General features: G+C 67.8%; 5 protein-coding genes. 3 read left to right on the top strand and 2 right to left on the bottom strand.

From position 1 onward, the window contains the following. Positions 1-22 precede the first annotated feature (22 nt). The 3 genes from QHF89_RS03290 to QHF89_RS03280 all read left to right on the top strand — a co-directional run bounded on the left by QHF89_RS03290 (position 23) and on the right by QHF89_RS03280 (position 10,309). A complete protein-coding gene (locus tag QHF89_RS03290; RefSeq protein ID WP_284719992.1) occupies positions 23-1,798 on the top strand; it encodes a vWA domain-containing protein in 1,776 nt (591 codons plus the stop codon). Between the two features lie 339 nt (positions 1,799-2,137). Beyond that, positions 2,138-4,939, top strand: a complete 2,802-nt coding sequence (locus QHF89_RS03285; protein ID WP_136966098.1) for a hypothetical protein — start codon at positions 2,138-2,140, stop codon at positions 4,937-4,939. 201 nt (positions 4,940-5,140) lie between these two features. Next, on the top strand, positions 5,141-10,309 hold the full coding sequence (locus QHF89_RS03280) for an AAA family ATPase (RefSeq protein ID WP_136966099.1): 5,169 nt from the start codon (positions 5,141-5,143) through the stop codon (positions 10,307-10,309). A gap of 74 nt (positions 10,310-10,383) precedes the next feature. On the opposite strand, the gene QHF89_RS03275 is transcribed toward QHF89_RS03280, so the two are convergent. Beyond that, positions 10,384-13,236: a YncE family protein gene (locus QHF89_RS03275; RefSeq protein ID WP_136966100.1), complete on the bottom strand. Its 2,853-nt coding sequence runs from the start codon at positions 13,234-13,236 to the stop codon at positions 10,384-10,386. A 181-nt stretch (positions 13,237-13,417) separates the two neighbouring features. Continuing rightward, positions 13,418-13,966, bottom strand: a complete 549-nt coding sequence (locus QHF89_RS03270) for a YaeQ family protein (protein ID WP_136966101.1) — start codon at positions 13,964-13,966, stop codon at positions 13,418-13,420. Positions 13,967-14,048 lie beyond the last annotated feature (82 nt).

Here is a 14,048-nt window from a genome sequence, read left to right as displayed (position 1 = left end):
ACGGCCCGAGGTACCCTTTGCCATGATCTCCCGCATCCTCCTTGGCTCCCTCGCGCTCCCTCTCCTCGCCGTTTCCCTCGCCGCGTCGTGCAGCGGCAATGGCGGCAGCTCCTCCGCCTCCTCGAACGCCACCGCCTCGGGCGGCACGGGCGGCTCCGGCGGCACGGGCGCCGACCCCGGGACCGGCGGGTTCGTCTCCGTCGGCGGCTCCGGCGGCGGGCCCGACGTCTGCGACCCGCCCGACGTCCTCGTCGTCCTCGACAGGACCCTCACGATGCACAAGACCCCGGAGGGCGGAACCCCGAGCGACGGGCCCGATTACAAGAGCTCGAAATGGTTCCAGGCGATCACGGCCGTCGAGCAGCTCGTCGCGCCGCCCCTCGACAAGGGCATTCGGTTCGGCGTCGAGCTCTGGCCCAAGGACCCGGGCGGCGGCGCCTGCATCACCCTCGCCGAGCGCGTGCTCAATACGAAGCAGGCGACGAACCCGGCCTGCCAGGAGGGCGAGGTCCTGATCACCCCGGGCCTCGATCAGGGCACGGCCATTCAAGCCCTCCTCGATCCGGCCACCACCACGCTCTGCACGAGCACGCCCACCGGCAATGCCCTGCTGACGGCCGAGCAGCACCTCCAGGGAATCGCCGTCCCCGGGCGCGAGCAATACGTCGTGCTCGTGACCGACGGCGCGGACTGGGACCAATCCTGCCCCGAGCCCAATCCCTTGCCCATCGCACAGGCCCTCATGAAGAAGGGCATCAAGACGTACATCGTCGGCTTCTCCGCGACCGGCGACATCCAGCCCGGCGGCGTCGGCGCCGAGTTCCTCAACAACATGGCCTGCGCCGGCGGCACCGCGAAGGGGTTCCCGGCCTCCTGCACCGACGACGGCAATGGCAACTACACGTCCACCGATCCCACGGGCGCGCCGCTCTACCTCAAGGCCGGCAACGCGGCGGAGCTCGCCCTCGCGCTCAAGTCAATCGGCGGCAAGCTCTGCTGCAATTGCGGCGACACGTGTGATCCCCCCGAAATCCTCATCGCCCTCGACCGCACGCTCACCATGCACAAAACCCCGAACGGCGAGACGCCCGCGGATGGCCCCGATTACGCGAGCAGCAAGTGGCACCAGGCGGTCACCGCGATCGAGAAGATGGTGGCCCCGCCCCGCGACGCGCACGCGCGGTACGGCCTCGAGCTCTGGCCGAGAGACCCTGGCGGAAACACGTGTATCACGCTCGCGGAGCGGGTCACGGACACCAAGCAGGCGACGAACCCATTCTGCGAGAACGGCGAGATCGTCGTGCCCCCGGCCCTCGGCAGCGGCGCCGCCATCCAGCAATACCTCGATCCGGCCACCACCCGCCTCTGCATCAGCACGCCCACGGGCCAGGCCCTCTTCACGGCGACGGACCACCTCCTCAAGAGCGTCACGCCTGGCCGCGACCAATACGTCGTCCTCGTGACCGACGGCGCGGACTGGGACCAGTCTTGCCCCGATCCGAACCCACTGCCCATCGTACAGCAGCTCGCGGCTTCGGGGATCCGCACATTCGTGGTCGGCTTCTCCGCGGAGGGCGCCATTCAGCCGGGCGGCGTCGGCGCCGCGTTCCTCAACGACATGGCCTGCGCGGGGCAGACGGCCAAAGGGTTCCCGGCGGGCTGCCAGGAGGGACCGGGCGGTTTCGTCGCCAAGGACCCGAACGGGGACGTCCTCTACCTCCAGGCGAGCGACGCCGCGGGCCTCGACAAAGCGCTCTCCGGCGTGGCCGACGACCTTTGCTGCGACTGCGTCAAATGACGCAGGGCCGCCGGACGGCCCTCCCCTCCCTCCTTCTTATCGACATCACCTGAGCCCCCTCGCGGTCCCACGGACCCGAGTTCAGCAGAAGCAGAATCCCCCCACCCCCTCCAGGCGAATCCCTCGGTTCGCCTCGGAGATGGCGTACGCGCGTCGAAAATTCGTCATCATGCAATTGACTCACATTGCTCTTGAAAGGCGAACCCATTTATGTAGGATACACTTGGGCTCGGCATTTGCTCATGCCCGGATCGCACGATCGCAACTGGCGAACGTAATACCTCCTTTTGTGCCGATGGGACGATCTCGGTTGGATCGCCCCATCGAGAAAGAGGCCCCATGTCCACGAAGCTCCCTCCGGGCGAACGGCATTCCCCTTCACAGGAGAGCGAGGCGCGCATCTCGATTTTGCGTCGCCGCGTCGTGGCGACCCTCGGTTTTGCGGCTGCGCTCGCGACGCTCGCGGCGCCGGCAGCGGCCGAGGCCTCCTCTTTTGCGCTCTTCGAGAGTGGTCAGGTACGACCCCTCGCGCTTTCTCCGGATGGGAGCCGGCTCTATGCCGTCAACACCCCCGACAACCGCCTGGAGATTTTTCACGTCACGACCCTCGGCCTCATCCATCTCGGCTCCGTCACGGTGGGCCTCGAGCCCGTCGCGGTCGCGGCGCGGAACAATGACGAGGTGTGGGTCGTCAATCACCTCTCCGATAGCATCAGCGTCGTCGACGTGAAGCCCGGCCTTGCGCCGCGCGTCGTACGTACGTTGCTCGTCGGCGACGAGCCGCGCGACATCGTCTTTGGCGGACCCGGCAAGAACCGCGCGTTCATCACGACGGCCCACCGTGGTCAGAACGTTCCTTTCGACCCCCAGCTCACGACCCCTGGTATCGGCCGGGCCGACGTATGGGTCTTCGACGCGGCGAATCTCGGCCCGAACACGCTCGGAGGCACTCCGCTCAACATCCTCACGCTGTTCACGGACACGCCGCGCGCGCTCGCCGTGAGCCCGGACGGGTCGCGCGTGTACGCCGCCGGATTCCATACCGGCAATCGAACGACGTCCCTTCATCGGGACCTCGTGGCGCAGCTCGGCGGCCTGCCGGCGCCGAGGGTCGATTCGGACGGCGTGAAGCAGCCGCCCACCGCGCTCATCGTCAAATTCGACGGACAGCATTGGGTCGACTACGACGGGGACACCTGGGACGGGGTCGTCAACTTCACGCTCCCCGACAAGGATGTCTTCGTCATCGACGCCGCGGCGAACCCGCCGGTAAAGCTCCCGGGCTCGTCGGGCGTGTATTCCGGCGTCGGCACGATCCTCTTCAACATGATCGTCAACCCGGCGAACGGAAAGGTCTACGTCACGAATACCGAGGCGAACAACCTCCAGCGGTTCGAGGGCCCGGGGACGTTCGCCGGCTCGACCGTGCGCGGCCACCTCCACGAGTCCCGGATCTCGATCCTCAAAAATGGCACCGTGAGCTCGCGGCACCTCAACAAGCACATCGATTACAACGCCCCCGTCGCGCCGCTCCCGAACGCCACGAACGCGAAGAGCCTCGCGACCCCGGTCGGAATGGCCATCACGCAAAACGGCCAAAAGCTCTACATCGCGGCGCTCGGATCGAGCAAGATCGGCATCTTCGACACGGCGCAGCTCGAAAACGACACCTTCGTCCCGAGCGCATCGAACCACATCGTCCTCGACGACGGCGGCGAGCCCGTGGGACCCACGGGCCTCGTGCTCGACGAGGCCCGCAATCGCCTCTATGTGCTCACGCGCTTCGACAACAAGATCGCGGTCGTGAACCCCACGACGAAAGCCGTGCTCGCGCGCGTCCCGATGTACAACCCCGAGCCCCCGAGCATCACCGAAGGCCGCCCGTACCTCTACGACGCCCGGTTCAGCTCCAGCAACGGCGAGTCGTCCTGCGCGAGCTGCCACGTCTTCGGCGATTTCGACAGCCTCGCCTGGGACCTCGGCAATCCGGACGAGACCACGATCCCCATGCCGGGGCCGGTCGCCCTCGCGCTGCCGGAGTTTTTCGAAACGTTCGACAACCTCGACGCCCTCAAGGGCCCCATGACCACGCAAAGCCTGCGCGGAATGGCGAACCACGGCCCGATGCACTGGCGCGGCGACCGCACCATGGGCAACGCCGAGCCGAGCGCCCAGCCGAACGACGGCACCTTCGACGAGCGCGGGGCCTTCGCGACGTTCCAAGGCGGATTCGTCGGCCTGCTCGGGCGCACCCAGCCCATTCCGCCCGACGACATGGAGGCATTCACGGATTTCGTGCTCCAGATCATGTATCCGCCGAACCCGATCCGGCACCTCGACAACTCGCTCACGCCGGATCAACAAGCCGGACGCGACCATTTCTTCACGCCCGACGCCGCCATCCTCGCCTGCGAGGACTGCCACCAGCTCGCCCCCGACGCGAACGCCGCGTTCGGCGAGCCATTTCCGGGTTTCTTCGGCACGGACGGGCGGTACGTCCTCAACGAGGTCCCGCAGCCGATGAAGGTCCCGCACCTCAGGAACCTCTATCAAAAGGTCGGGATGTTCGGCATGCCCGCGGTGCCGTCGATTCTCCCGGGGCACAACGAGCTCACGGGCGATCAGGTCCGCGGGTTCGGCTTCCTCAACGACGGCGCCGAGGACACGATCTTCCGCTTCATGCACTCGCCCGGGTTCGACCTCCTGAGCGGCTTCAGCCCGAACGGGTTCGACGATCGTCCCGGCGGCGACGGCGATATCAAGCGCCGCCAGGTCGAGCAATTCCTCCTCGCGTTTGATTCCAACCTCGCGCCGATCGTCGGCCAGCAGGTCACGTGGACGAGCCACAACGGCGCCGCTGCGAGCGGGCGCCTCGACCTCTTCCTCGCGCGGGCGGACGAGGGCGAGTGCGACGTCGTGGCGAAGATGCGATTCGGGCTCGAAGAGATCGGCTTCTTGTATGTCGGCGCGAGCCAGTTCGTCTCGAGCCAGCCGTCGTTCGGCCCGCTCTCGCGGGCCATGCTCGTGCTCGTCGCGAACCTCCTCCACACCGAGCTCACCTTCACCGCCGTCCCCCCTGGCTCCGGCGAACGAATCGGCATCGATCGCGACGACGACGGAATCCGCGACGGCTACGAGTGAATGCAGCACCGCCGCGTGGAACCGTTGTAGCACAAAATACACCGCTCCAACCACGCAGCGTACCTCCCAGGATCCAGCGTCGACCCAATGACGAGAACACAACGCCAGAAAAACGATGCGATGAGAGCACAAAGCCTTGTTACAGACCGCGGCACCGGATAGCCTCGTGCTCTTGCGGGGGGACATGTCCAGGGAGCTGTCATGTCCGCCGAGCCCATCCATCGTGCAGCCGATGACGTCCAGGGGGTCTCCTTCGAGGGTTTCACCGCGCTGACCCCCATCTACGAAGGGGCCGAGACGCTGGTGTTCCGCGGGGCGAGGATCGCCGACGGCGCCCGGGTCGTCCTCAAGCAGACGAAAAACGAATATCCCACCGTCCGGGAGGTCGGCCGCCTGCGGCGCGAGTTCACGATCCTGCGCGAGCTCGGCGTGGAGTGCGCGCCCGAGGCGCTCGCGCTCGAAGAGCACGGCCGCGGCGTCGTCCTGATCATGGCCGACATCGGCCATCCGACCCTGCGCGAGATCCTGGAGAGCCGCAAGCTCGATATCGAGACTGCGCTCACGATCGCGCTATCGATCACGAATGCGCTCGCCGCGGTCCACCGGAAGGGGATCCTCCACAAGGACTTGACCCCACGGAATGTCTTGATCGAGGCGTCGACCTGGACCGCGCACCTCATCGATTTCGGCATTTCCGCGCGCATCTCCCGCGAGCTCCACGCGCCCACGGGGCCGCGCTCGCTCGAAGGGACGCTGCTCTACATGGCCCCCGAGCAGACGGGGCGCATGAACCGGGCCGTCGATTCCAGGACCGACCTCTACTCGCTCGGCGTGATCCTCTACGAGATGCTGACGGGCTCGGTGCCATTCCCGCAGCGCGAGCTCGCGGAGATCGTCCAGAGCCACCTCACGCGCCCCCCGGTGCCGCCGCACGAGGTCGTCCCCGCGGTGCCCCCGCCGCTCTCCGACCTCGTGATGACGCTGCTCGCAAAGACGCCGGAGGAGCGATACCAGAGCGACGCCGGGGTCCGGGCAGATCTCTCCGAATGCCTGCGGCAATGGAAAGCCTCCGGCACCATCACGCCCTTCCCCCTCCGGCAACACGACAAGGCGCCCGAGCTCCGCCGCGCGCAGCGGCTCTACGGCCGCGACCATGACATCGAGGCGCTCCTCCAGGCCTTCGGCCGCGCCCGCGCGCGCGGCCCGGAGCTTTGCCTCGTCGCCGGCTACTCCGGCGTCGGCAAATCGGCGCTTGTCCACGAGATCCACAAGATCATCGCGCGGCACGGAGGCGGCTTTTTCGCCGCCGGCAAGTTCGACCAGATCTCGCGCGACGTCCCGCTCGCGCCCGTCGTACAGGCGCTCCGCGAGCTCGTGCAGCAAATCCTGACGGAGCCGCCGGAGACGCTCGCGGCGTACAAAAACGACCTGCTCACCTCCCTCGGCGGCAATGGTGGTCTCCTCGTCGAGCTCGTCCCCGAGCTTGAGCTCGTCCTCGGCGCGCAGCCCAAGGTCTCCGACCTGCCGCCCGATCAGGCGAAAAACCGCTTCGAGCTCACGCTCCAAAATTTCCTGCACGTGTTCGCGAGCGAGGCGCACCCCCTCGTGATCTTCCTCGACGATCTCCAGTGGATGGATCCCGCCTCGCAGCGGCTCCTGCACCTGCTCCTCACGGACGCGTTCAGCCGGCATTTGCTCATCATTGGCGCGTATCGCGACAACGAGGTTTCTCCCGGCCACCCGCTCTCGACCCTGCTCGACGAACTCGCGAGCTCGGGATTTTCGCCGGCGAGGATCCACCTCGCGCCCCTCGATCGCGACATGGTCGGGAGCCTCGTCGCCGACACGCTGACGAGCAAGCCCGAGGAGGTCCAGACGCTCGCGGACCTCGTCTACGAGAAAACGCAGGGCAACCCGTTCTTCGCGCACCAGTTCATGGTCGCCTTGTACGAGCGGGGCCTGCTCCGCTTCGATCCGGAGGGCGGCGCGTGGCAATGGGACGACACGGCCATCCGCGCCGCGAACGTGACCGACAACGTGGTCGACTTGATGGTCGGCGTCCTCCGCCGCCTCTCGCCGGAGACGCAGCACGTGCTCGAGCGCGCGGCGTGCATCGGCCATTCCTTCGATTTTGGCTCGCTCGCGACGATCGCCGAAAAACCGGCGACCGAGGTCTCCGCCGCGCTGTGGGAGGCGCTCCGCGCGGGGCTCGTCGTGTCGCTCGACGGTGATTACAGGTATCTCGAAGCCGGGCTCGGGGGCGGCGCGCGCGAACTCTCGGCGTCGCTCTTCAACGTCCGGTACCAGTTCGTCCACGACCGCGTCCTCTCGGCCGCCTATACGCTCGTCGAGCCGGAGCAACGAAAGCAGCTCCACCTCTCCATTGGCCGCCTGCTCCGGAAGCGCTCGGGCGAGCGGCCGCGCGACGACGAGCTGCTCGACCTCGTCCACCATTTGAACCTCGGCGCCGCGGCCATCACCGATCGGGCCGAGCGGCTCGACCTCGCGGAGATCAACCTCCGCGCCGGACAAAGGGCGAAAGCCGCGACGGCCTATCACGCAGGGGCCATTTACACGCGCGCGGGCATCGACTTGCTCGACGTGACCGACTGGGACGAGCATTACGACCTCTGCTTCTCGCTCTACATCGAAGGCGGCCAGAATGCGTACCTGAGCGGCGATGCCGCGGGGGCCGAGGCGCTCTTCCTCGAACTCTTGCGCCGCGCGAAGACGGACGTCGAGCGGGCGACGGTCCAGAGGCAACGCATCTACAACAACGTCTCGCACGGGCGCTTCGTCGAGGCGGTGCAGACAGGCAGCGAGACGCTCGCGTTCCTCGGGCATCCCTTGTCGATGGAGGAGCTCGGTTCGCCCGCGGTGATGATGTCCGAACTCGAGCAGCTCACCACGAACCTGCGCGGGCGCTGCATCCTCGACCTCGCCGATGCGCCGGAGGCTTCGGATCCGGTGGTCCGATCGGTCCTCTCGATCCTCGACGCCATCTCGGACAGCGCCCACCACCTCAACCCCATTGTGTTCTCCGTCATCAACTTCCGGGCCGTGAACGTGGGCCTCGTGCATGGCCACACCGAGCTGTGCCCGTTCCCCTATGCGTGCGTCGGCTACGTGCTCGCGGGGATGTTCGGCCGCGTGAACGAGGGGATGGAGTTCTGCAAGCTCGCCGAGGACATCAACAAGAAATGCCCGAGCGCGATGCAGCTCTCGCGGCTCCACATCCCCTGGGGGAGCTGCGCCCACATGCAGCACCCGATGCGAAAGGCCAACGAGAACTGGGCCGTCGCGCGGCAGAAGGGCCTGGAGACCGGCGAATACTACATGATCGGCACCGCGTGTTTCCTCGAGACGATGGGGAACGTATTCGCGGGCAATCTCATCGAAGAGCTCGTCGAGGAAGCCGAGAAGCACCTCGCCATCGTCCGACGCACGCGCATGCCGGCGAACCTGGCCACCATGACGGTCGTAAGGCAGACCGTCGCGTGCCTCGCGGGCAAGACGCGGGATCGGACGTCGCTCGACGACGAGACGTTCCACGAAAAAGAGTTCGTCTCACGCCTCGATGACGAGCATTTCGGCAACGCAAAGATCCACCACGCGATCCTGAAGACGCTCGTCTGCCTGATCCACGGCCAGTACGAGGATGCCTGGACGTGGTCCGAGGCCGCCGAGCGTAGCCTCGGGTTTGCCGGCGGAAACCTCGCCTCGAAGGTCCACCCCTGCCTCCGCGCCCTCGTGCTCCTCGGCCTGCCTCGCGCCGAGGCGCACGAGGAGGCCGAACGACGGGCGGAGATCCTGCACAAATGCCGCGCGGAGATCACGCAGCTCGCCGCCTGGTCCCCGAAGAGCTTCGCGCACCTCGAAGCCCTCGTGAACGCCGAGGCCGCGCGCACGGAAGGGGACCTGGAGGGCGCGATCCGCCTCTACGAACGGGCGATCACGCTCTGCCAGGAGAACAAGGCCCCGCATTTCGAGGCGCTGGCCGGCGAGCTCTGCGCCAAGTTCTACCTCAGCATCGGCGCGCCGACCGCGGGCGGCGGCTACATGAAAAACGCTTACCGTGCCTACGCGCACTGGGGCGCGGCGCCGAAGGTCGTGGCGCTGGAGAACGAGGCCACGCACATCTGGCCTTCGCTCCGCGAGGTCTCGCGCACACGCGGGTCTTCCACGACGGCCAGTTCGAGCGCATCGCTCGCGACCCGCACCCTCCTCGGACAAACCAGCCTCGGCAGCCTCCGCGACGCCGCGCTCGTCGTCCGGGCCGCCCAGGAGATCGCGAGCGAGATCGACCTGCCCAAGGTCGTCGATCGGCTCGCGAAGCTCGTGCTGGACAACGCGGGCGCCGACCAAGGTTTGCTCATCCTCGCGCGGGACGGAGAGCTCCTCGTCGAGGCGACGTTCCGGCCTTCCGGCAGCACGCTCGACGTGGGGCACGGCCAGCCGCTCGAAGACGTGCAGGCGTGCGCGAAGAGCGTCATCCACTACGTCACGCGCACGCTCGACCCGGTGGTCCTCGACAACCCGCGCAAGGCCTCGCGGTTCTCGGACGACCCGTACATCCAGGAGTTCGCCCCGAAATCGATCCTCTGCCTCCCGCTCCTCCACCAGGGCCGGCTGAGCGGCGCGCTCTACCTCGAGAACCGCATGACGGCCGGCGTCTTCGACGTCGCGCGTGTCGAGCTGCTCGCGCTCCTCTCCTCGCAGGCGGCCATCGCGATCGAGATCGCGCGCCTCATCGAGAACGCGCACGTCGCGAACGAGCAGGTCAAGCGCGCGAACGAGCGGCTGGAGATGGAGGTCGCGCACCGGACGGAGGAGCTGCGCCGGGTCAACGACAGCCTCTTCGACATGAACCAAGCGCTCGAAATGGAGCTCGGCCAGCGCCGCGAGATCGAGCAGGAGCGCGCGGCACTACACGAGCAGGTCATCGCGGGGCAACGCCAGCGCCTGGCGGAGCTCTCGACGCCGCTCTTGCCGATCACGAACGACATCGTGGTGATGCCGCTCATCGGCACGATGGATACCGAGCGCGTCGAGCAGGTGCTCAGCGTGGCGCTCGACGGCGCCCAGCGCCTCGGGGCCCGGGTCGTGATCCTCGACGTCACGGGCGTGAAGCACGTCGACACGCAGGTCGCGGGCATGCTGGTGAACGTGGCCGCCGCGCTCCGCCTGCTCGGCTCCGAGACGGTGCTCACGGGCATCGCGCCGCGGATCGCGCAGACGCTCATCGCGCTCGACGTCGATCTGAAATCGTTCGTCACGATGGGCACGCTCCAGAGCGGCATGGAGTACGCGCTCCGGCGCTGCCGTCACGCCGACCTCGCGCCCGCTCGTCGAGGCGGCCCGCACCGCTGAGACAAGGGCCACCGCCCGCCCCGACGGTTCACGCGGGGCGGGCGGCTCCTTAGCTGACGAGCGGAATCCGACCTTCAGGGCGCAGCGCAGAAATCGCCGCCCTTGGCGCCAGGCATGGCCGGCAGATCGATCGGCGTCGTGTCCTCGTCGATCGAGAGCACGAAGGCCACGAGGTTCTCGATGTCGTTCGCGCCGGTGAGGTAACTCGGCGCGGCGAGCGCCTTGTTGTGGGCGACGAACGTATTCGAGAACAGCTCCTCGAGCGTCCGCGCGTTGCCGGCGTGGAAGAACGGCGCGCCCACCTGCATGCCGAGCAGGGACGGCACGTTGAAGCCCTTGCCGATCGCCTCGTCGCCCTGGGCCTTCGCGATCATGTCGGCGCGCACCTCGATCACGTTTACCGTGGCCGGCGAGATCCCAAACGTGCCCACGGGGCGGAGCACGCACTGGATCTGGTCGAGCCCGGCGTTCTTCGGGCTCGGCGAGCGCATGAACTGGTTGCCCGCGGTGGCCGGGAGCAAGGCCGCGGGGAAGCCGGCGGCGAGCAGCGCGTCGCCCTCGTACGCCTTCGCGAGCAGCGCCTCGTTCGTCGCCGCGGACGGCGTGTAGAACCGCTTCGAAAGCGTCCACTTCGCCCCGCCGTGGCAGCCCTGGCAGCTCCCGCCCTCCATGAACAACGTCATGCCCGCGGCGACCTTCGCCGGGTCGAGGTTCGAAGGCTTGCGCGGCGAACGCAGGCTCCGCGCGTAGGCCTCGAAGTCGTCCCAGTCCTTCCGCACGCTGTCCGTGTCGTGGATCTCCTTCGTCGAGCCATTCAGGCCCACGGCGCCCGCGGGCGCGTATTTCGCCGTGTCCGCGAGGTTGATGCGATCCGTGTTGGCCGGCGGGTTGCTCTCCGTCGTCACGAGGGCGCCGACGCCGCCTTGCGTGCCGCGCGCGCTGTTCTCGAAGTCGTGCGCCTCTTCCTGGAACGCCGTCCAGCCGAAGATCCGCTGATCGGTGGGATCCTTCGACGCGTAACTCCCATCGAGGCTCGTCGCTTGCCGCGGCCCGCGGGCGAAGTACCACGTCACGTTGTCGCTCAAACCGTCGATGTGGCACGTCTGGCAAGAGACCCACGCTTGGCCCCGGAGCGACCAGCGCCCGAGCCCCGTGTTGAAGATCCGCTTGCCGCGCAGGACCGACATCCCCGCCGCGTCGGCGGGCAGCGGCGTGGTCTGCACGACGCGCGCCGTGCCGAGATCGGAGCCCGCGACGACCTGCTTGCCCGGATCGATCGCGAGGGCCGACACGTTGCGGCTGATGTCGTTCGCCACGAACGCGAACGGATGCGTGTTCGCCACGGCGACGCCGATCGGGCCCACGCCCTTCAGGCTCTCCGCGAGCGCCTGGGGCGCGAGGTCGATGAACTTCTTGTCCGTGGCGCCGACGCTGACGACGGCGCCGCTCGTCTCGTTGAAGTTCACGCGGAACACCGCGTCCGCGCCGTTCGCCGGCACGTACGCTTCGCCCGTCGCCCCCACGAACGCGATGTCGTTCGCGACCAGCGGATACCGGCGGCTCGCGTCGTCGGCCACGCTCGCGCTTCCGTACGTGTCGCGGAAGACGCGGTTCAGGTTCGTCGGCGCCCCGGCGACGGCCGCGTCCGTCTTCGTGTCGAGCACGTTCACGACCGGGTGCACCACGGTCTTGTTGTTCGTCGGGATCGCCCGGCACGCGCCGTTGCCGCCGATCGGTCCGGCGCCCTGGCACGAGCCCGCAGGCGCGTCGCCGCCGCAATCGGCGTCGGTCGAGCAGCTATACGTGCAGGAGCCGACGGTCGTATTGCACGTGCTGAGGACGTTCACGTTCGTGCATTGCGCGTTCGTCGTGCAGGCGTTCTTCTGGAACGGGCCCACAGGGCCGGCCGGCGACGCGCAGATCGACGTGACGTAGGCGAGATCCTTGTGGATCGTGATCGACTGGAGCTGGTTCGCGAAGCAGCCCGTGGCTTGCCCCTTGTGGTCGACGAAGCCCGTGTCGTCGACCGACGGCAGGGCGATCGTGGCGACCGCGCCGTCCGCGGCCTTCACGCTGTAGACGATGCCTGCCCAGTTCGTGTCGACGTTCGACACGCCCTGCGCGTTGATCTGCTCGGGGGCCGTGCGCTGGGCGAAGAACTCGGTCGCGTAGATCTTCTCGTCGGCGTCGTCGGCGTCGCCGTCGTTCGTGATCGCGAGCGAGCGCGGGTGCGCGAGCGCGGGCCGCGCCTTGTCGGCGGCGACCGAAGGTCCGAGCAGGCCCGTGCCGGCGAGCGGCCCGTTCAGATCGATCGTCTTCGACAACGTCAGCGACGCGAGGTCGATGAGCGAGAGCGTGCCGTCGACCCAGTTGGCGACGTAGAGCGACGTGTTGTTCGGCGTGATCGCGATGGCCGTGGGCTCCGAGCCGACGGCGATCTCCTTGCCCATGGTGGGCGTGTCCTTGAGGTCGCGGATCTCCACGACCTTCTGGTCCTTGCGAAGCACCACGTAGGCCTTGTCGCCGCAGCCGTCGATCGCGACCTGCCAGGGCTCGCCCCCCACGACGATCTCGGCCTTTTTCGTGAGCGTCGGCAGGTTGTCCACGGGATTGTATTCGACCGAGAGCACCGTCACGCTGCCCGCGTCGCGGTTCACGGCGACGACGGTCGTGTCGTCCGCCGAAATCGCGACCGCCGCCCCGCGCGTCGCGCCGGGCGCGGGCGTCGTGCAAAGCGCTGCGCCGCCCCCGGCGCCGCCTTGCCCGCCCATTCCGCCGCCGCCCATTCCGCCTTGCCCGCCGGCGCCGCCGCCGCCCGTATTCCCACCGCCGGTGCCGCCGCCCGCGCCGCCCGTGCCGGAGCCCGAGGACGAGCTCGTCGCCGTGGATGGATTCGTCGGTTCGTCGCTGCAACCGGCCCCGGTCACGGCGCTTCCCAGAAACAAAGCGCATACACCCGCGAATGCGCCTCCCAGACGACGCCGCACGGGCCTGCTCATCGAAGGTCTTTGCATCGTATCCCCTTCCTTTTTTCGATGTGCGCCGGCACCCCCCATGGCCGGAGACACATCAAGCTGGAGACTACGCGCGAGCCGACCTTCGGTTTCGTTATTTTTCGACGAGCGAGCAGCGCGTGATCGTCCCCGTCACGACATTGTCGCCCACGGTGATGTAGAGCTGCTCGTCATCCCGGAGAAGGTCGAGCTTCGTATTCCGATCGACCTTGGCTTCGACGGCATCGAGGAAGGTCGGTTCGATTCGCCACACCTCGATCGCCTCGACCTTGTGAATGACGCGCGACGACGCTTCGCGCTGCAAAAGCGCGAGCGGCGCGTGCGTGAAGAGCGCGACCCGGCGCGCGGCCTTGGCGGCCTTGTGCAGCCGCTCGGCCGAGGGGGATCCGATATCGATCCAGGCGACGAGCAGCCCCGTGGGATCACGAATGACCACCGGCGGCTCTTCCGTGGAGCAGAGGCCCTCTTTGCTGAACGTAATGCCTTCTTCATAGCTGAGGCAGTAGGCAATCGTACGCGTCAGCAAATATCGCATGCTCTCCGACGGGTGGCGCGCGAGGCGGAGATCGAAGGTCTCGTAGACCCCACGATCGACGTCGGAGAGGTTCACCTGCAAGTGGTAGATGGTCGCGGTCAGGGCCATGGGCGGCCGCAGGATAGCGGAACCAGGGCAGCGCGCCCGGGCGACACGCCTGCCGCCGCGGGCATACGCTCACCACCGGAGC

It is taken from the genome of Polyangium sorediatum (assembly GCF_029946465.1).
Classification (GTDB): Bacteria; Myxococcota_A; Polyangia; order Polyangiales; family Polyangiaceae; genus Polyangium; species Polyangium fumosum.
The sequence above is the reverse complement of the archived record's forward strand: the minus strand, read 5'-3'. Positions and strand labels throughout refer to the sequence as shown.